The following is a 19,097-nucleotide window of genomic DNA, read 5'->3' as shown; positions in this document are numbered from 1 at the left end:
TCGAGTCCGTACGGACCATCCTGACCCGACACGTCCCGCACAGCCGGACAGCAATTGCCGCAATCCGGGACACTCTTCGCATCCTGTGGTGTGCCCGGGGAAAGGACGCGATGCCATGTCGGAGGCTGCATCCACTCGGGTCGCCCTGGCTGACAGCACAGCTCTGCTCCCGTCTCTCGCCCCCCTGCTGCACGAATGGCTGCCCCGGCAGCGTTGGTTCGCGGGCAAGGGGCGGCCGGTCACCGCGTTCTCGCTGGTGTCGGCGACCGAAATACTGCCGGTGGGCACCGGTTCCGTCGCCGCCGGAACCGGAACCGGGCTGCTCCATCTGCTGGTCCGGGCCCATCACCCGGCCACGCCCGCGCAGTCGCCGGACGACTGCTACCAACTGCTGCTCGGCGTACGGGCCGCGCTGCCGCCCCGGCTGGCGCCCGCGCTCATCGGCCGGGTGACCGAGGGGCCGCTGGCCGGCCGCACCGTCTACGAGGGGCTGCACGACCCGCGCCTCGCCGGACTCCTGCTGGAACGGTTCCGTACCCCCGGCACGCTCGGCGCCCTGCGCTTCGACCGGAGCGGTCCGGCCATCGCCGCGGAACTCGCACCGCGGCTGCTCGAAACCGACCAGTCCAACACCTCGCTCGTCTACGGCGACGCCTACATCCTCAAGATCTTCCGCCGCATCTTCCCGGGCACCAACCCCGACCTGGAACTTCCGCTGGCGCTCGCACAGGAGGGCTGCGGGCGGGTGCCCGCCCCCGTCGCCTGGTTCGAGTCCATCTCCCCCCGGCCGCTCACCCTCGGTGTGCTCCAGCCGTTCCTGAGCGGCGCCGAGGACGGCTGGCGGCTCGCCCTGCGCGCCCTGGCCGCGGGCCTGGACTTCACCGACGAGGCACACGCGCTGGGCCGGGCCACCGCCGAGGTCCACACCGCGCTCGCCGCCGCGCTGCCGACGCCCGCCCTGCACCGCGCCCAGACCGAGCGCCTCGCCGCCTCGATGGTGCGCCGGCTGGAGGCCGCCGCCCAGGCGGTGCCGGAGCTCGTGCCGTACGTCCCCGGGCTGCGTGCCGCCTTCGACGCGGTGGCCGCGCTGGGGCACCGGGGGCGCGACTGGGCGGCCCAGCGGGTGCACGGCGATCTCCATCTCGGCCAGACCCTGCGCGCAGCCGACGGTTTCTGGTCACTGATCGACTTCGAGGGCGAACCGGCCAGACCGCTGCCCGAGCGCCGCCGGCCGCAGCTCCCGGTGCGCGACATCGCCGGGATGCTCCGCTCCTTCGACTATGCGGCCCGCTCGCACCGCCCGTGGAACGCCGACTGGGCGGCCCGCTGCCGGACCGCCTACTGCGAGGGGTACGCCGACGCGGCGGGCGTCGACCCGCGCAGCGAACCGGAGTTGCTGCGCGCCCATGAGACCGACAAGGCGGTGTACGAGGTGCTGTACGAGGCACGGCACCGGCCCGACTGGCTTCCGGTCCCGATGGCCGCGATCCACCGTCTGGCCGCCGCCGACGACTGACGGCCCGGCGCACACCTCCCGTCGCTCTCCCGTCCCCTTCTCTCCCCCTCTCAACACCCTTCGAGGAGGCTGTCCCTGTGACCGCCCGCAAGCCGTCCCGAAAGCCGTCCGCCAAAACGCCCGCCCCCGTCGAGGTCCCCCGAGTCCAGCCACCGGCACCCGACGGGGCGCCGGCCCCCGCGGGCCCGGCCGAGGCGGCGGCGCCGTCGCCGGAACCGGCCGCCCCCGCCGGGCGGAAGAATCCGGCGGCCGAGCGTGCCGGCACCGCGACGCCGCACCCCCGCCGGAGCGCCGGCAGCCAGGGCGTACGACAGGCGCGCCCCCTCGACGACGGCGACCGGGGACGGCTGCTCGCCGGTGAGCACCACGCCCCGCACGACCTGCTCGGCGCGCACCCGGTCCGGGGTGGTGTGACCTTCCGGGTGCTGCGCCCGTACGCCCGATCGGTGACCGTGCTCGCCAAGGGGCTGCGGGCGCGGCTGCACGACGACGGCGACGGCTTCTTCTCCGGGCTGCTGCCGATGCCCGCACTGCCCGAGTACCGGCTGCTGGTCGCCTACGACGACAACGAGATCGAGGTGGAGGATCCGTACCGCTTCCTGCCCGCGCTCGGCGATCTGGATCTGCATCTGATCGGCGAGGGGCGGCACGAGGAGCTGTGGACGGCCCTCGGCGCGCAGCCCATGGAGCACCAGGGGGTGGCAGGCACCCGGTTCACCGTCTGGGCGCCCGACGCCCGCGGTGTGCGGGTCGTCGGGGACTTCAACTACTGGGACGGCACCGGCTTCCCGATGCGTTCGCTCGGCTCCACCGGGGTGTGGGAGCTGTTCCTGCCCGCGATCGGGGAGGGCGCGCTCTACAAGTTCGACGTCTGCCGCCCGGACGGTTCGCACACGCTGCGCGCCGACCCGATGGCCCGGTACGCCGAGGTGCCGCCCGCCAATGCCTCGATCGTGACGGCCTCGCACCACGAATGGCGGGACCAGGAGTGGATGGCGCACCGCGGGGACGTCCCGGTGCACGAGGCGCCGATGTCCGTGTACGAGGTGCATCTTCCGTCCTGGCGCCCGGGGCTCACCTACCGCCAGCTGGCCTCCCAACTCCCGGCTTACGTAAGGGATCTGGGGTTCACGCATGTGGAGCTGATGCCGGTCTCCGAGCACCCCTTCGGCGGCTCCTGGGGCTATCAGGTCACCGGTTTCTACGCCCCGACGTCGCGCATGGGCACCCCCGACGACTTCCGTTTCCTCGTCGATTCCCTGCACCGGGCCGGGATCGGCGTGATCGTCGACTGGGTGCCCGCGCACTTCCCGCGCGACGACTGGGCGCTGGCCGAGTTCGACGGCCGGCCGCTGTACGAGCACTCCGATCCGTCGCGGGCGGCGCACCCCGACTGGGGCACGCTGGAGTTCGACTTCGGACGCACCGAGGTGCGCAACTTCTTGGTGTCCAACGCCACTTACTGGTGCGAGGAGTTCCACATCGACGGGCTGCGGGTCGACGCCGTCGCCTCGATGCTCTATCTCGACTACTCGCGCGAGGAGGGCGAGTGGTCCCCGAACGAGCACGGCGGGCGGGAGAATCTGGACGCCGTCGCCTTCCTGCAGGAGATGAACGCCACCGTCTACCGCCGCAATCCGGGTGTGGTGACCATCGCGGAGGAGTCCACCGCCTGGGACGGCGTCACCCGCGCCACCCACCATGTCGGCCCCGGCGGCTTCGGCGGCCTCGGTTTCGGGCTGAAGTGGAACATGGGCTGGATGCACGACTCCCTGGAGTACGTGTCCAAGGAGCCGGTGCACCGCAAGTACCACCACAACGAGATGACCTTCTCGATGGTGTACGCGTACAGCGAGAACTACGTCCTGCCGATCTCGCACGACGAGGTGGTGCACGGCAAGCGGTCGCTGGTCTCCAAGATGCCCGGCGACTGGTGGCAGCAGCGCGCCAACCACCGGGCCTACCTCGGCTTCATGTGGGCCCACCCGGGCAAGCAACTCCTGTTCATGGGCCAGGAGTTCGCCCAGGGGGCGGAGTGGTCGGAGGGGCACGGCCCGGACTGGTGGCTGCTCGATCCCTCGTACGCGGCGGAGAGCGACCACCGGGGCGTACGCACCCTGGTGAGCGACCTGAACGCGGTGTACGGCGCGACCCCCGCGCTCTGGCAGCGCGACACCGTTCCGGAGGGCTTCGACTGGGTGGACGGCGGCGCGGCCGAGGACAATGTCTTCGCCTTCCTGCGCTACGACGCGCACGGCTCACCGCTCCTGGCCATCAGCAACTTCTCCCCGGTGGTGCGGCACGAGTACCGGGTGGGGGTCCCGGACGCGCCCGGGGACCGGGTGGCGTGGGCGGAGGTCCTCAACACCGACGCCGCCCGGTACGGCGGCAGCGACGTGGGCCATCTCGATCCGCTGAAGCCGCAGCCGGTGGCCGCGCACGGCCGGCCCGGCAGCCTGCTGCTGACGCTGCCGCCGCTGGCGACGGTCTGGCTGAAGCCGGTCTGACGCACGGCGCGTGGCCCGCGACCGTCTCGTTCTCCTGGCCGCGGGCCACGCGCCCCGGAGCTCTCACACCGTCTCGAAGACGTCCTCCAGTTCCTGGAGCAGCCGGCGCTTGGGGCGGGCGCCCACCATCGACTTCACGGGTTCGCCGGAGCGGAAGACCATCAGGGTCGGTGCCGACAGCACCGCGTACCGGCTCGCGATGCCCGGATTGGTGTCGATGTCGAGCTGGACGACCTCCATGCGCCCGGCCAGCTCGGTGGCGACGGCGCTGAGCACGGGGGCGATCTGGCGGCACGGGCCGCACCAGTCGGCGGTGAACTCGACCAGCACGGGCAAGTCCGCCGCGAGCACCTCCGTGTCGAAGGTGGTGTCGGTGACCTCGGCCACGCCCTCTGCATGAATCATCTGTCATCCTCCCAGTTCACAACGTGGTTCCGGACCGCCGGGGAGCGCTGCCCCGGCCTCCAGCTCGGCCCTGACGAGCTCTGCGCCCACCTGGGCGCGGACCGCTTGGAGCTGCTCGATGAGCGAGTCGAGCTCGCCGAGTTTGCGCCGGTAGACGGCGAGCGAGGCGGGGCAGGCGTCACCGGCCGGGTGGCCGGCGCGCAGGCAGTCGACGAACGGCCGGGTCTCCTCCAGCTCGAACCCGAAGTCCTGCAGGGTCCGGATCTGCTGGACCAGCCGCAGATCGTCCTCGTCGTACGCGCGGTAGCCGTTGTCGGCCCGCCGCGCGGACAGCAGCCCGCGTGACTCGTAGTAGCGCAGAGTCCGCGTGGTCGTCCCGGCCCGTTCGGCCAGCTCCCCGATTCGCATGTCCTCGACGGTAGACCTTGACGCCGACGTCAAGGCAAGCGCGAAGGGCCGCCGCGGGAGTCCCGCGGCGGCCCTGTAGGTGTTCCGGGTGGCTACACCTTCGCCACGACGGGCTGCTCCTCGCCGCCCCGGGGCTCCGGGACGGTGCCCGTGTCGGCGTCCTGGTTGAGCATCTGCTCGGTCCACGGGAGCGCACCGGAGAGGACCTGGTCCACGCGCTCCTTGTCGATCTCCTTGGTCCAGGTGCCGACCAGGACGGTGGCCACCGCGTTGCCCGCGAAGTTCGTCATGGCGCGGGCCTCGCTCATGAAGCGGTCGATGCCGACGATCAGGCCGACGCCGTCGACCAGTCCCGGGCGGTGCGACTGGAGGCCGCCCGCGAGGGTGGCCAGGCCCGCGCCGGTGACTCCGGCGGCGCCCTTCGAGGCGACGATCATGAAGAGCAGCAGCGAGACCTGCTCACCGGCGCTCAGCGGGTCGCCCATCGCGTTGGCGATGAAGAGCGAGGACATCGTGAGGTAGATCGCGGTGCCGTCGAGGTTGAAGGAGTAGCCGGTCGGCACGGTGATGCCGACGACCGGCCGGCTGACCCCGAGGTGTTCCATCTTCGCGATGAGTCGCGGCAGGGCGGACTCGGAGGAGGAGGTGGAGAGGATCAGCAGGAACTCGCGGCCCAGGTACTTCAGCAGCGCGATCAGATTGACCCCGGCGACCAGCCTCAGGATCGTGCCGAGCACCACGAAGACGAAGATCGCGCAGGTGAGGTAGAAGCCGATCATGATGATCGCGAGGGACTTCAGCGCGTCGACGCCGGTCTCGCCGACCACCGCGGCCATCGCGCCGAACGCGCCGACCGGGGCCGCCCACATGATCATGGCGAGGATCCGGAAGACGAGGCGCTGGATGTGGCCGATGCCGCGCAGCACCGGCTCGCCCGCCGAGCCCATGGCCTGGAGCGCGAAGCCCGCGAGCAGGGCGATGAGCAGGGTCTGCAGCACCTCGCCCTCGGTGAAGGCGGAGACGATCGTGGTCGGGATGATGCCGAGCAGGAAGTCGGCGGTGGACTCGCTCGCGCCGGCCGCCTGCTTCTCGCCCGCGGCGCGTACGGCCTCGGTGAGGTGGAGGCCCTGGCCGGGCTCCAGGAGGTTGCCGACGAGCAGACCGATGGCCAGCGCGACGGTCGACATGACCAGGAAGTAGCCGAGGGCGAGGCCGCCGACCGCGCCGACCTTGGCGGCCTTGCGCACCGAGCCGACGCCCAGCACGATCGTGCAGAAGATGATGGGCGAGATCATCATCTTGATCAGGTTCACGAAGCCGGTGCCGATCGGCTTGAGCTCGACGGCGACGCCCGGGGCCGCGAAGCCCACGAGGATGCCGAGCCCCACCGCCGCGATCACGGCGAGATACAGATAGTGCGTGCGGTCCCGCTTGGCGGCTGCCACTCCCACGGGGGTTCTCCTCGGTTCGTCCGGGTCACTCCCCCGTCCCTGGGGGCGCAAGGGCCGCCCGGCGGATGGGAGCCGGAAAAACCCTTGGCGAATATCTCGCTCCCTGTGACGCCGGTCACCGTTGCGTGCATTTCGTTCATTGGTTTTCGGCCAGGCAGACTGTGGCCATGCGTCTCCCCCGCCCCCGTACCCGCCCGCGCAGCCTGGCCGGTCAGCTCTTCGCCATGCAGGTGGTGCTGGTGGCAGCGGTGGTGGCGGGGTGCGCGTTCTTCGCCTACGCCTCCGGCAGCGAGCAGGCGAAGGAGACCGCGGCCAAGCAGGTCAGGTCGGCCGCGCTGGCCATCGCCGAGTCGCCGTCGGTACGGGAGGCGATCCGTACCCCGGACCCGTCCGCCGTGCTGCAGCCGTACGCGGAGAAGGTCCGCAAGGACACCGGGATCGCCTTCGTCACGATCATGTCCCCGGACCGGGTCCGCTGGACGCACCCGGACTCCCACCGGATCGGCGAGGAGTTCCTCGGGCACACCGCGCGGGCGCTGCGCGGCGAGACGTTCACCGAGACGTACACCGGCACGCTCGGCCCCTCGATCCGGGTCGTCACCCCGATCCGGGACGGTGGCAGGATCACCGGTCTGGTCAGCGCGGGCATCACGGTCGAACGGGTCTCCTCGCAGGTGCGGGCGCAGCTCGGGGCGCTGGGGCTGGCGGCGGGCGGGGCGCTCGCGCTCGGCGGCATCGGCACGTATGTGATCAACGCCCGGCTGCGGCGGCACACGCACGGCATGAACGCCGCCGAGCTGAGCCGGATGCACGACTACCACCAGGCCACCCTGCACGCGGTGCGCGAGGGGCTGCTGATGCTCGACGGACGGCGACGGATCGCGTTGATCAACGACGCGGGCCGGGAGCTGCTCGGTCTGGAGCCGGGTGCGGTCGGGCGCAGGGTCGTCGAGCTGGATCTGCCGGCGCCGCTGACCGGTGCGCTGCTCGCCTCCGAGGAGCGGGTCGACGAACTGCATCTGACGGCGGACCGGGTGATCGTGGTCAACACCCGTCCGGTGGTGGGCGGGGAGCAGCGCGGCACGGTCGTGACACTGCGCGATCACACGGAACTCCAGGCGCTGTCCGGCGAGTTGGACTCGGAGCGGGGATTCACCCAGGCCCTGCGCTCGCAGGCGCACGAGGCGGCGAACCGGCTGCACACCGTCGTCTCGCTGATCGAACTGGGCCGGGCCGAGGAGGCGGTGGGCTTCGCCACCGCCGAGCTGGAGCTGGCCCAGGCCCTCACCGACCGGGTGGTGGGCGCGGTCGCCGAACCGGTGCTGGCCGCACTGCTGCTCGGCAAGGCGGCGCAGGCGAACGAACGGGGGGTGGAGCTGGTGCTCGCGGACGACAGCCTGATCGACGACGGCGCCCTGTCGGCGACGTTGCCGCAGCGGGATCTGGTGACGATCCTCGGCAATCTGATCGACAACGCGGTGGACGCGGCGTCGGAGGCGGTGACCGGAGTGCCGGGTCCCGGGTCCGTGCCCGCCCAGCGGGGTACGGGGAGCGGCCGGGCCGCCCGTGCCCGGGTCACCGTCACCGCGCTGGCCGGGGAGGGCGAACTGCTGCTGCGGGTCGCCGACACGGGGGCCGGGATCGATCCCCGGGACGCCGCCGAGGTCTTCGAGCGCGGCTGGTCGACGCACGGCACCGGCCGCGGGATCGGGCTGGCGCTCGTCCAGCAGGCGGTGCACCGCAACGGCGGGACGGTCGCGCTGGACGGCGGCCCGGACGGCGGGGCGCGATTCACGGTACGGCTGCCGCTGACCGTCGCCGGCCGTCCGGCGTACACCACGAAGGAGGCCACGGCATGATCCAGGTGCTGGTCGTCGAGGACGATCCCGTAGCCGCGGACGCCCATCGGCTCTACGTGGGCCGCGTCCCCGGGTTCACGGTGGCGGCCGTCGCGCGTTCGCGTGCGGAGGCGGTGCGGGCGCTGGACCGTACACCGGTCGATCTGCTGCTCCTTGATCTGTATCTGCCCGACGGGCACGGGCTGCAACTGCTGCGCTCGCTGCGCGCGGCCGGGCACTCGGCGGATGTCATCGCGGTGACGTCGGCGCGCGATCTGGCGGTGGTCCGGGAGGGGGTGTCGCTCGGTGTCGTCCAGTACGTGCTGAAGCCGTTCACCTTCGCCACCCTGCGCGACCGGCTCGTGCGCTACGCGGAGTTCCGCGCGGCGGCCGGTGAGGCGAGCGGCCAGGACGAGGTGGACCGGGCGCTCGGAGCCCTGCGCGCGCCGCAGCCGGCCCGGCTGCCGAAGGGGCTGAGCGGCCCGACGCTGGAGGCCGTGACCCGCGCCCTGCGGGCCGCCCCGGACGGGGTGACGGCGGCGGCGGCCGGGGAGGAGCTGGGCATCTCGCGGATCACCGCACGCCGCTATCTGGAGCATCTGGTGACAGTGGGACGTGCGGTGCGCAGTCCGCAGTACGGTCAGATCGGGCGCCCGGAGCTGCACTACCGGTGGGTGAGCCAGAATCTCTGAGCCGTGCCCGGCCATGGTCCGCCGGACGGGCCCTCGGACGTTCCTACGAGCCGTGGATATCGGTGGAACACACCGTAGTCATTCCATGCCTTGACTCCTACGGTGGGGCCGTGCACCCCTCCCCGCCGTTCAACGCCCCCGCCGCGCGCCGACTGCGCGAGGCCCTGGGGATGCTTCCCGGCCACGTCGCGTACGGTCTCGGGGCCCAGTACGGGCTCCGGATCAGCACCGAGACGGTGGTCGCCTGGGAGCGCGGGCTCGCCGTCCCGGGCGAGTACGAACTCACGGCGCTGGCCGGGGTGTTGTGGTGCTCACCGGGCGAACTGCTCACCGCCGCGCGCACCCTGCGGGAGCACCGGGTGGCCAGGGAGCTGGCCGTGGAGGAGCTGGCACGGCTGCTGGGGCTGACCGCCTCCGCGTATCTGCGGATGGAGGACTCGGGGCGCTGGCGCGGCAACGAACGCCAGTCCGCGGCGCTCGCCGAGGTGCTGGGGCTGACGCCCGCCGGGTTCGTGACGGTGTCCGGCCGGGACGAGGAGCTGGCGGAGCTGCTGCGCGGCGCGGTGACGACGCGCTGGCAGGCCCAGCTGCGGGCGGTGGCGAAGCTGGTGCCGCTGGAGCGCGGCTTCCTCCAGGACGTACTGGACCAGCTGCACGCCGACTACCAGTCGTTGATGGTGTCGACGCTGAGCTGGAGCAGCACGGGTACGGAGCGGGCCGGGGCGACGGGCGACGCGGGACGGGTGTTCCTGGCGGAGATCCTGGAACGGTTCTGGCGGGCGGCGGGGGTGCCGGGGCCGGACGGGTGAGCCGCCCGGCCCGGTCGGCGACGATGTCCTCAGAACCTGTCGGGTGACAACGCAGGAAGCGTGCGTGCCAGGGCGTGGCCGCCCGGTCGGAGGTCACCCGACAGGCGCTCAGCCGTCGGAAGCGTCCACGGCCACCGGGTCGAAGGAGAACAGACTCCCCCGGTCCACCCCGTCGCAGCCCATCTGCACCAGTTCGGCATCACGCCTGCTGCTGCCCGCCTCGGCACCGACGCACAGGTGGGTGTGGGCGGGGCGGATCCGGTAGCCCTCGACGGGACGGCCCACGGGCTCGATCCAGAAGGCCTCCGCGGCGCCCCGGCTGCCGCACGTCTGGTCCTGCATCGAGGCACCGGCCTCCCGTGTCCCGTTCCAGACACCCGTGCAGCCCTTGCCGTAGTCCGGGTGGTCGGTCACGAGCCGCCAGACGCCGTCGCCCAGCGGTCTGAGCGAGAAGCTCGGGATCGTACGCCCGTCGCACGGCAGCTGGTACAGCCGTCCGCTGTCGGTGCTCCGGTGCTCGGAGAGGCAGAAGCCGGAGTGGACGGACCGGATCTGCACCGTCCGCCCCGCCACAGGACCGGTCACGGGCGCGGTTCCCGGCCGGTCGTCGCCCTGTACGAGAAGGACGACGGCCACCGCGGCGGCGGCGAGCACGACCAGCGAGACGACAGCCGCCAGTACGGTCCTGGAACGGCGACGACGGGCGGGGGACGGCGCGGGGTCCGGAACGGTGGGCGGCTCGGACGGCAGCTCGGACGGCGGCTCCGGGGCCTGCTCGGCCGACTCCTCCGGGGCGCGCCCGGCCGGTGCGTCCCGTGCCGTCCCGGAATCCTGGGCTCCGGCCTCGCTCCCACCCGCGCCCCCTCCCCCGGCCCGCTGCCCGCGCGCGGTGAGTTCCTTGCGTACGGCGAGCCAGTTCGCCGCCTCCGCGGGCCCGCAGCCGCAGGCCCGTACGAAGGCGGCGAGGAGTTCCTCGCGCGGGACCGACGTACGCCCCAGCATGTTGGCGATCGTGGAGCGCGGCAGTACGTCCCCGACCGCGTCGGCCCGCCGGGCCAGTTCCCGCAACGTCAGCCCCGAGGCGTCCTTGAGCACCCGTAACAGTGCTATGAACTCGGGCGCGCTGCGCGCCTCACGAGGATCCGGAGCCCCGCCCTCGACCACCATGCGCTGTGCCTCCCCCCTGGATTCCACGCCCGGACAGGGTTGGGACATGTCCGGGACAAGGGACAAGCCTTGTTGATCCGGTCCGCCGGCTCAAGAGTGGTTTCCGGCACCGCGGCCGCCCGGATCCGACCGTCCGGAACGGCCCCGGGCGCCGGGGGAACGGCAAGCGGCCCTGACCGTCCACGGGGGGACAGTCAGGGCCGCCGGGCCGTTCCCGCTGTGCGCTGCCGCGCGGCCGGGGTCAGAAGACCGACTCGGCCTCGTCCATCCGGTCCTTGGGCACCGTCTTGAGCTGCGTGATCGCGTCGGCGAGCGGAACCATCTCGATGTCCGTGCCGCGCAGCGCCGTCATCCGGCCGAAGTCGCCGCGGTGCGCCGCCTCGACCGCGTGCCAGCCGAAGCGGGTGGCGAGCACCCGGTCGTACGCGGTCGGCGTGCCGCCCCGCTGCACATGGCCGAGAATGACCGGCCGGGCCTCCTTGCCGAGCCGGGTCTCCAGTTCGATGGCCAGCCGGTTGCCGATGCCCTGGAAGCGCTCGTGGCCGAACTGGTCGATCTCGCCCTTGGCGTACGGCATGGAGCCCTCGGCCGGGTGCGCGCCCTCGGCCACGCAGATGACCGCGAACTTCTTGCCGCGCGCGAAGCGTTCCTCGACCATCTTCACCAGGTCCTTGACCTGGAAGCGGCGCTCGGGGAGGCAGATGCCGTGCGCGCCGCCCGCCATTCCGGACTCCAGCGCGATCCAGCCCGCGTGCCGGCCCATCACCTCGACGACCATGACCCGCTGATGCGATTCGGCGGTGGTCTTGAGGCGGTCTATGGCATCGGTGGCGACACCCACCGCCGTGTCGAAGCCGAAGGTCCGGTCGGTGGCGGAGATGTCGTTGTCGATGGTCTTGGGGACGCCGACGACGGGCATCCCGGCGTCCGCCAGCATCCGGGCGGCGGTGAGGGTGCCCTCGCCGCCGATCGGGATGAGGGCGTCCATGCCGTAACGACGGCTCAGCTCGGCGCAGTTCTCCGCGGCCTCGCGCAGCCGGTCGCGCTCCAGCCGGGCGGAACCGAGGATGGTGCCGCCGCGGGCGAGGATGCCGCTGACCGCGTTGAGGTCGAGGGGGCGGAAGTGACCGTCGAGGAGTCCCTTGAACCCGTCCTCGAAGCCGATGACTTCATCTCCGTGCCCCACCACGGCGCGGTGCACGACCGACCGGATCACTGCGTTCAGGCCTGGGCAGTCGCCGCCTGCGGTGAGAATTCCGATGCGCATCGTGCTGTGTCTCCTGCTCGCTAGTGCCGTGCATTCCGGGGGACGTCCACAGAAGCCCCCCGTACCGTGAGCCACGTCGATTGTCCCACGTCAGGTCTGGACCTCGCGCTGCCGGCCGCCCCGGTGCGGGGCTTCGCCCGGCGGGCGACGTCTCGACCCCCACAGGTATCGTCGACATGGCGATACCATCCCAAACCGAGATTGGACGGGAGAACACGCGTGACGCGCAGCGTGTACGTGACCGGGATCGACCGGGGAGACGGCCGGCAGGTCGTCGATCTGGGAGTCATGGAACTCCTGACGCGTCAGGTGGACCGGGTCGGGGTGTTCCGCCCGCTCGTCCATGACGGACCCGATCGCCTGTTCGAACTGCTGCGGTCCCGCTACCGGCTCCCCCAGGACCCCGAGTCGGCCTACGGGCTGGACTACCACGAGGCGTCCGCGCTCCAGGCGGAGCGGGGCACGGACGAGCTGGTCTCCCTGCTCGTCGACCGGTTCCACCAGGTGGCCCAGAAGTACGAGGTGGTGCTGGTGCTCGGCACCGACTTCGCCGCCACCCAGCTGCCCGACGAGCTGGCGCTCAACGCACGCCTGGCCAATGAGTTCGGCGCCTCGGTGATCACGGTGGTCGGCGGGAAGGGCCAGACCTCGGAGTCGGTACGGGCCGAGACCCGCAATGCCTACCGCGCGTACGCCGGGCTGGGCTGCGACGTCGTCGCGGTGATCGTGAACCGGGTGGCGGCCGATGACCGTGACGTCATCGCGGAGCGGCTGGCGGCCACGCTGCCCGTTCCCTGTTCCGTCCTGCCCGACGACGCGGCGCTCTCCGCGCCGACCGTCGCCCAGATCACCGCGGCGCTCGGCGGCGCGGTGCTGCTCGGCGACGACTCCGGGCTGGCGAGGGACGCCCTGGACTTCGTCTTCGGCGGCGCGATGCTGCCGAACATGCTGAACGCGCTGACGCCGGGCTGCCTGGTGGTCACGCCCGGGGACCGGGCGGACCTGGTGGTCGGCTCGCTGGCCGCGCACAGCGCCGGGACCCCGCCCATCGCGGGGGTGCTGCTGACCCTGGACGAGCGCCCCGGCGAGGAGATACTCAGGCTGGCCGCGCGACTCGCACCCGGCACCCCGGTCGTGTCGGTGGCCGACGGATCCTTCCCCACCGCGGCCCGGCTCTTCGCCCTGGAAGGCAAGTTGAACGCCGCGACGCCCCGCAAGGCGGAGACCGCGCTGGGCCTCTTCGAGCGCCACGTGGACACCGGCGCCCTGCTGGAGCGGATCTCGGTCGCCCGCAGCGGCCGCGTCACCCCGATGATGTTCGAGCACGAGCTGCTGGAGCAGGCCCGCGCCGACCGGCGCCGGGTCGTCCTGCCGGAGGGCACCGAGGAGCGGGTGCTGCGCGCCGCCGACGTACTGCTGCGCCGCGACGTCTGCGACCTCACCCTGCTCGGCGACCCCGACGTCATCCGCAAGAAGGCCGCCGACCTCGGCATCGATCTCGTCGGCACCCAGCTCATCGACCCGCAGACCTCCGAGCTGCGCCAGACCTTCGCCGAGCGGTACGCGCAGCTGCGGGCCCACCGCGGGGTCACGGTGGAGCTGGCGTACGACGTCGTCGCGGACGTCAACTACTTCGGCACCCTGATGGTCCAGGAGGGGCTCGCGGACGGCATGGTCTCCGGGGCCGTGCACTCCACCGCGGCGACGATCCGCCCGGCGTTCGAGATCATCAAAACCAATCCGGACGCCTCGATCGTCTCCTCCGTCTTCTTCATGTGCCTCGCCGACAAGGTGCTGGTGTACGGCGACTGCGCGGTCAATCCGGACCCGGACGCGGAGCAGCTCGCCGACATCGCGGTGCAGTCGGCCGCCACCGCCGCCCGCTTCGGTGTGGAGCCGCGGATCGCGATGCTGTCGTACTCGACGGGCACCTCCGGCTCGGGCGCCGATGTGGACAAGGTGCGCGAGGCGACGGACCGGGTCCGCGCGAGCAGGCCGGACCTCAGGATCGAGGGTCCGATCCAGTACGACGCCGCGGTGGAGCCGAGCGTCGCCGCGACGAAGCTGCCGGGCTCCGAGGTGGCGGGCCAGGCGACGGTGCTGATCTTCCCGGACCTGAACACCGGCAACAACACCTACAAGGCCGTGCAGCGCTCGGCGGGCGCGGTGGCTGTCGGACCGGTGCTCCAGGGGCTGCGGAAGCCCGTCAACGACCTGTCCCGCGGCGCGCTCGTCCAGGACATCGTCAATACCGTGGCCATCACGGCGATCCAGGCGCAGGGCAAGGAGTGAACGGATGACCGTCCCGACCACCGAGGGCTCCGCCGCGACGGGCGCGTATCGCGTGCTGGTCCTCAACTCCGGCTCCTCGTCGGTGAAGTACCAGTTGCTGGACATGAGCGACCGCACCCGGCTCGCGGTGGGGCTGGTCGAGCGGATCGGGGAGGAGACCTCCCGTCTGGTGCACACCTCACTGGTCGGCGGGGGCGCCGAGCGGCGCGAACGCACCGGCCCGATCGCCGATCACGAGGCGGCGCTGAAGGCGGCGGCACAGGAGCTGGCGGCCGACGGGCTCGGACTGGACTCCCCGCAGCTCGCGGCGATCGGCCACCGGGTGGTGCACGGCGGGCTGCGGTTCACCGAGCCCGTGGTGATCGACGACGAGGTGCTGAAGGAGATCGAGCGCCTGGTCCCGGTGGCCCCGCTGCACAATCCGGCGAACGTCACCGGCATCCGCACCGCTCGGGCCCTGCGACCGGACCTTCCGCAGGTGGCGGTCTTCGACACGGCCTTCCACACGACGATGCCGGAGTACGCGGCGCGGTACGCGATCGACACGGAGACCGCCGACGCGCACCGCATCCGGCGCTACGGATTCCACGGCACCTCGCACGCGTACGTCTCCCGCAAGACCGCCGAGCTGCTGGGACGCACCCCCGAGGAGGTCAACGTCATCGTGCTGCACCTGGGCAACGGCGCCTCGGCCTCGGCGGTGGCCGGTGGCCGGTGCGTGGAGACCTCGATGGGGCTGACCCCCTTGGAGGGGCTGGTGATGGGCACCCGCTCCGGGGACATCGATCCGGCCGTCACCTTCCACCTCATGCGCGTCGCGGGGATGTCGGCGGACGAGATCGACGCGCTGCTCAACAAGAAGAGCGGCCTGGTCGGCCTCTGCGGCGACAACGACATGCGGGAGATCCGGCGCCGGATCGACGAGGGCGACGAGCGCGCGGCGCTGGCGTTCGACATCTATGTGCACCGGCTGAAGAAGTACATCGGCGCCTATTCGGCGGTCCTCGGCCGGGTGGATGCCGTGGTGTTCACGGCGGGGGTCGGGGAGAACTCGGCACCGGTGCGGGAGGCTGCCGTCGCCGGTCTCGAAGAGCTCGGCCTGGCGGTGGACGCGGACCTGAACGACGTGCGGTCCGACGAGCCCCGGCTGATCTCGCCGGACTACGCGCGGGTCGCGGTCGCCGTGGTGCCGACGGACGAGGAACTGGAGATCGCCGTCCAGACCTTCGCGCTCGTCGGACAGGCCCGCGGCCTCGTCGGACAAGCCCACAACTGAGCACCCCCGCGCCCCTTTGTACCTTCCGCCAGACGGAATATTCCGTAGCGAAACAAACCGATAGGATCCGCCTCATGCGCCGTTCCAAAATCGTCTGCACACTCGGTCCCGCCGTCGACTCCCATGAGCAGCTCGTCGCTCTGATCGAGGCCGGCATGAGCGTGGCCCGATTCAACTTCAGTCACGGCAGCCACGAGGAGCACCAGGGCCGTTACGACCGGGTCCGCAAGGCCGCCGCCGAGACCGGCCGTGCGATCGGCGTGCTCGCCGACCTCCAGGGCCCGAAGATCCGCCTGGCGAAGTTCGCCGAGGGCCCCGTCGAGCTGGTCCGCGGGGACGAGTTCACCATCACCGCGGAGGACGTCCCCGGCGACAAGTCGATCTGCGGCACGACCTACAAGGGTCTGCCCGGCGACGTCGCCAAGGGCGACCCGATCCTGATCAACGACGGCAACGTCGAGCTGAAGGTCGTCGCGGTCGAGGGCCCCCGGGTGAAGACCATCGTCATCGAGGGCGGTGTCATCTCCGACCACAAGGGCATCAACCTCCCCGGCGCGGCGGTCAACGTCCCGGCCCTGTCCGAGAAGGACGTCGACGACCTGCGGTTCGCCCTGCGGATGGGCTGCGACCTGGTGGCGCTCTCCTTCGTGCGGGACGCCGATGACGTCAAGGACGTCCACAAGGTGATGGACGAGGAGGGCCGCCGGGTCCCCGTCATCGCCAAGGTCGAGAAGCCACAGGCCGTCGAGCACATGGAGGGCGTCGTCATGGCGTTCGACGGTGTGATGGTCGCCCGCGGCGACCTGGCCGTCGAGTATCCCCTGGAGAAGGTCCCGATGGTGCAGAAGCGCCTGGTGGAGCTCTGCCGGCGGAACGCCAAGCCGGTGATCGTCGCGACCCAGATGATGGAGTCGATGATCACCAACTCGCGGCCGACGCGCGCCGAGGCGTCCGACGTCGCCAACGCGATCCTGGACGGCGCGGACGCGGTCATGCTGTCGGCCGAGTCCAGCGTGGGCGCGTACCCGATCGAGACGGTCAAGACGATGTCGAAGATCGTCGTCGCCGCCGAGGAGGAGCTGCTCGCCAAGGGACTCCAGCCGCTGGTGCCGGGCAAGAAGCCCCGTACCCAGGGCGGTTCGGTGGCCCGTGCGGCCTGCGAGATCGCGGACTTCCTGAACGGCAGGGCGCTGGTCGCCTTCACCAAGTCCGGTGACACGGCCCGCCGGCTCTCCCGCTACCGCGCGGCGCAGCCCATCCTGGCCTTCACCACGGACGAGTCGACCCGCAACCAGCTCGCGCTGAGCTGGGGCGTCGAGGCCCACGTCGTGCCGCACGTGGACAACACGGACGCGATGGTCGACCTGGTCGACGGCGAGCTGCTGAAGCTGGGCCGCTACAACGAGGGCGACACCATGGTCATCACGGCCGGCTCGCCCCCCGGCATCCCGGGCACGACCAACATGGTGCGGGTGCACCACGTCGGCGGCGGCGCGCGCGACTGACGCGTCCACCCGTGAGCACGACTGTGGGCCGCACTCCCCGGGGAGTGCGGCCCACAGCCCTGTGCGGCTCCCGGACAGGCCCTAGTTGTTGCCGCCGGTGAAGTAGTTGTGCAGCCCGGGGACCTTGAGCGAGCCGCCGAACTGGCCGGCCTGGGTCACCTTGACCTTGGTGAAGAAGGCGAAGGGTACGTTCAGCGGAGGCGGTGTCTCCGGGCTGAACGTGACCGGGATGAGGCCGAAGAGGTTGCCTTTCAGCTCCTCCGTGTACATCGTCACCGTGCCGTTGCGGATGGTGGACCTGGAGCCCTTCCGCGCCTCGACATGGGCCGTCGTACCGGCCGGACCGACCGTCTTCTGGTGGAGGTTGTCGATGTCGATGGAGCTCGCGGTGAACTTCAGCACCTTCTTGACGGTGCCGTCGTACGTCTTCACCTCGACGATGCCCTTGTAGTCGAGCCCGTTGAGGGTGAGCATCGAGCTCTCCAGGATCCACGGGTCGGTCGGGAGGAGCGGGACGCCCGTCTCCAGATCGGCCGCGGCCAGCGCCTCGGGGTCGGCGGTCGGACACGGGAAGCGCTCCTTGGCGCCGTCCGGGATGTCCTCGTCCTTCTTGGCGTCGAGCCCCTTGGCGCTGTCGTCGAGCTCCTTGACCGACTTGCCGGCCCTGCCCGCGGCTTCACGGATGGCGGCGGCGGTCTTGTCGGCCGTCTCCTTCGCGGCGTCCGTGGCCTTCTCGGCGGGCTTCTCGGCGGGCTTCTCGGCGGTGTCGGTCCGCGACGGCTTCGGGGACGCGGTGCTCGCGCTCGGGGACGGGCTCGCCGTCTCCTTGTCCGGTCCGTCGAAGAGGTCCTTGAGTGCGTCGCCGACGCCCAGCGGGTCGAGCGGGTTCCTCGACTTCGTGGGTGTGGGCGAGGCACTCGGCGTGGCGGCGGGGGCGTCGGCCGCGGCGGCCGCGGCGGCCTTCGTCTTCGCCTTCGCCGTGTCGCTCGCGGACGGGGTCGTCGAGGGCTTCGGGGTCGCCGAGGACTTCGGAGTCGCCGTGTCGCCCGTGTCACCGGAGTCGGTGGCGGACGGCGACGGGGACGGCGACTTCGACGCGGACGGCGAGGGCCCCTCGCTCGGCTCGTCGGAGCGGGTCACACAGGGGCCGGGTGCGAAGGGAATGTCCGAACTGTCATCGGCCAGCGCGAGCTTGGGGGTGAGCCCCATTCCCACGAAGACGGCCGTCGGCATCGCGGCGAGCGCGAACGCCTTGCCCGCGGGAATGTGCAGCTTCGTCAGCAACGACTTCCTGGGGGCCGCGTGGCGCGGTCCGCTTCTCGTCCCGAGGCCCTCCCCGGTCGAGTTCAGCTGCGTCTCGTCACCCCGCACGATGCCTCCCGCCGTCGACCTCAACTGTCGTGTCGTACTGCTCCGGCCGCTGCTGGGGCACCGCTGCCGTGCTGTGGAACTCGGGTCCGAACTCCTGCGTCCCGGGGCCGTTCCCCTCGGACTTCTCCCCGAGGTCGGGCTTCGGTTCGCCCGGGGCCCAGGAGACGGAGAGCGCTCCACCCAGCAGGGCGAACAGGAAACCGACCAGGAATCCGCCGATGTTGGCGACCGGCAGGGAGATCAGCGCCAGCAGGATCGCGGCGACTCCGGCGAACACTCTCACGATGTGGTGGAACCACATGGTGAGGCCCAGCGTGACGAGCAGGATCCCGATGATCAGGGATCCGGCACCGGCGGTGGTGGACATCGCCAGTGTGACGTTGCCGAGGTGCATGTTGGCGTACGGGAAGTACGCGATGGGTAGACCACCCACCATGGTGAACAGGCCCGCCCAGAACGGCCGGTTACCCCGCCAGGTGCGGAATCTCCGCCAGAAGACGCGGAGGTAGTGCTCGTTCTGCCCTGTGGACTCGGGGCTCATGGAAAACAGCTCCCTGGAACCGGTACTGCTGTGAGAAGAGAAAAGGTGGGCG

The 19,097-nt window shown here is 71.5% G+C and carries 15 protein-coding genes; 8 read left to right on the top strand and 7 right to left on the bottom strand.

The genetic code is table 11. The annotated features are described in order from the left end of the window. The first annotated feature begins 115 nt into the window (after positions 1–115). Positions 116–1,516 (top strand): maltokinase, encoded by a 1,401-nt coding sequence (locus OG611_RS28670; protein ID WP_266426680.1) that lies wholly within the window; start codon positions 116–118, stop codon positions 1,514–1,516. A gap of 77 nt (positions 1,517–1,593) precedes the next feature. Continuing rightward, on the top strand, positions 1,594–4,023 hold the full coding sequence (glgB, locus tag OG611_RS28665) for a 1,4-alpha-glucan branching enzyme (RefSeq protein ID WP_266426678.1): 2,430 nt from the start codon (positions 1,594–1,596) through the stop codon (positions 4,021–4,023). Positions 4,024–4,086: 63 nt separating this feature from the next. On the opposite strand, the gene trxA is transcribed toward glgB, so the two are convergent. From trxA to OG611_RS28650, 3 genes are all read right to left on the bottom strand, one after another. Next, positions 4,087–4,428 (bottom strand): thioredoxin, encoded by a 342-nt coding sequence (trxA, locus tag OG611_RS28660; RefSeq protein ID WP_323180280.1) that lies wholly within the window; start codon positions 4,426–4,428, stop codon positions 4,087–4,089. Between the two features lie 3 nt (positions 4,429–4,431). Next, entirely contained in the window at positions 4,432–4,836 is a 405-nt protein-coding gene (locus OG611_RS28655; RefSeq protein ID WP_266426675.1) for a MerR family transcriptional regulator, read from the bottom strand. A gap of 92 nt (positions 4,837–4,928) precedes the next feature. Continuing rightward, the gene (locus OG611_RS28650; protein WP_266426672.1) at positions 4,929–6,287 is read right to left on the bottom strand and encodes a cation:dicarboxylase symporter family transporter; all 1,359 of its coding nucleotides are present in this window, start codon (positions 6,285–6,287) and stop codon (positions 4,929–4,931) included. A 167-nt stretch (positions 6,288–6,454) separates the two neighbouring features. Between OG611_RS28650 and OG611_RS28645 the strand changes: the two genes are divergently transcribed. The 3 genes from OG611_RS28645 (at position 6,455) to OG611_RS28635 (ending at position 9,626) form a co-directional block, all read left to right on the top strand. Beyond that, a complete protein-coding gene (locus OG611_RS28645) occupies positions 6,455–8,146 on the top strand; it encodes a sensor histidine kinase (protein WP_266426669.1) in 1,692 nt (563 codons plus the stop codon). Beyond that, complete coding sequence (locus OG611_RS28640) at positions 8,143–8,817, top strand: response regulator (RefSeq protein ID WP_266426666.1); 675 nt, start codon at positions 8,143–8,145, stop codon at positions 8,815–8,817. Before OG611_RS28645 ends, OG611_RS28640 begins: the two co-directional genes overlap by 4 nt. Positions 8,818–8,987: 170 nt before the next feature. Beyond that, positions 8,988–9,626 carry a helix-turn-helix transcriptional regulator gene (locus OG611_RS28635; RefSeq protein ID WP_266431283.1) on the top strand — a complete coding sequence of 213 codons (639 nt, stop codon included), beginning with the start codon at positions 8,988–8,990 and terminating at the stop codon, positions 9,624–9,626. Positions 9,627–9,734: 108 nt separating this feature from the next. Here OG611_RS28635 and OG611_RS28630 read toward each other — a convergent pair whose 3' ends face one another. Further along, complete coding sequence (locus tag OG611_RS28630) at positions 9,735–10,820, bottom strand: helix-turn-helix domain-containing protein (protein ID WP_266426663.1); 1,086 nt, start codon at positions 10,818–10,820, stop codon at positions 9,735–9,737. Between the two features lie 214 nt (positions 10,821–11,034). Beyond that, entirely contained in the window at positions 11,035–12,060 is a 1,026-nt protein-coding gene (locus OG611_RS28625) for an ATP-dependent 6-phosphofructokinase (protein ID WP_266426661.1), read from the bottom strand. Between the two features lie 219 nt (positions 12,061–12,279). Here OG611_RS28625 and pta point away from each other — a divergent pair, with 219 nt between their 5' ends. The 3 genes from pta to pyk all read left to right on the top strand — a co-directional run bounded on the left by pta (position 12,280) and on the right by pyk (position 17,133). Next, positions 12,280–14,352 (top strand): phosphate acetyltransferase, encoded by a 2,073-nt coding sequence (gene pta, locus OG611_RS28620; RefSeq protein ID WP_266426659.1) that lies wholly within the window; start codon positions 12,280–12,282, stop codon positions 14,350–14,352. A gap of 4 nt (positions 14,353–14,356) precedes the next feature. Further along, a complete protein-coding gene (locus OG611_RS28615; protein WP_266426657.1) occupies positions 14,357–15,628 on the top strand; it encodes an acetate kinase in 1,272 nt (423 codons plus the stop codon). Positions 15,629–15,702: 74 nt separating this feature from the next. Beyond that, the gene (pyk, locus tag OG611_RS28610) at positions 15,703–17,133 is read left to right on the top strand and encodes a pyruvate kinase (RefSeq protein ID WP_266426654.1); all 1,431 of its coding nucleotides are present in this window, start codon (positions 15,703–15,705) and stop codon (positions 17,131–17,133) included. A gap of 81 nt (positions 17,134–17,214) precedes the next feature. Here the strand turns inward: pyk and OG611_RS28605 are convergent, their stop codons facing one another. After that, the gene (locus OG611_RS28605) at positions 17,215–18,504 is read right to left on the bottom strand and encodes a hypothetical protein (RefSeq protein WP_266426651.1); all 1,290 of its coding nucleotides are present in this window, start codon (positions 18,502–18,504) and stop codon (positions 17,215–17,217) included. Continuing rightward, positions 18,494–19,045 (bottom strand): DUF6114 domain-containing protein, encoded by a 552-nt coding sequence (locus OG611_RS28600; RefSeq protein WP_266426648.1) that lies wholly within the window; start codon positions 19,043–19,045, stop codon positions 18,494–18,496. The genes OG611_RS28605 and OG611_RS28600 overlap by 11 nt, the downstream gene beginning before the upstream one ends. Positions 19,046–19,097: the final 52 nt, after the last annotated feature.

Origin of the sequence: Streptomyces sp. NBC_01363, assembly GCF_026340595.1 — a bacterium.
GTDB lineage: Bacteria > Actinomycetota > Actinomycetes > Streptomycetales > Streptomycetaceae > Streptomyces.
The sequence above is the reverse complement of the archived record's forward strand: the minus strand, read 5'-3'. Positions and strand labels throughout refer to the sequence as shown.

Excerpts from the sequence above, each read along its gene's own strand:
- OG611_RS28670 (WP_266426680.1), top strand. The coding sequence starts at position 116 with ATGTCGGAGGCTGCATCCACTCGGGTCGCCCTGGCTGACAGCACAGCT.
- trxA (WP_323180280.1), bottom strand. The coding sequence starts at position 4,428 with ATGATTCATGCAGAGGGCGTGGCCGAGGTCACCGACACCACCTTCGAC.
- OG611_RS28655 (WP_266426675.1), bottom strand. The coding sequence starts at position 4,836 with ATGCGAATCGGGGAGCTGGCCGAACGGGCCGGGACGACCACGCGGACT.
- OG611_RS28645 (WP_266426669.1), top strand. The coding sequence starts at position 6,455 with ATGCGTCTCCCCCGCCCCCGTACCCGCCCGCGCAGCCTGGCCGGTCAG.
- OG611_RS28640 (WP_266426666.1), top strand. The coding sequence starts at position 8,143 with ATGATCCAGGTGCTGGTCGTCGAGGACGATCCCGTAGCCGCGGACGCC.
- OG611_RS28635 (WP_266431283.1), top strand. The coding sequence starts at position 8,988 with ATGCTTCCCGGCCACGTCGCGTACGGTCTCGGGGCCCAGTACGGGCTC.
- OG611_RS28625 (WP_266426661.1), bottom strand. The coding sequence starts at position 12,060 with ATGCGCATCGGAATTCTCACCGCAGGCGGCGACTGCCCAGGCCTGAAC.
- OG611_RS28615 (WP_266426657.1), top strand. The coding sequence starts at position 14,357 with ATGACCGTCCCGACCACCGAGGGCTCCGCCGCGACGGGCGCGTATCGC.
- pyk (WP_266426654.1), top strand. The coding sequence starts at position 15,703 with ATGCGCCGTTCCAAAATCGTCTGCACACTCGGTCCCGCCGTCGACTCC.
- OG611_RS28600 (WP_266426648.1), bottom strand. The coding sequence starts at position 19,045 with ATGAGCCCCGAGTCCACAGGGCAGAACGAGCACTACCTCCGCGTCTTC.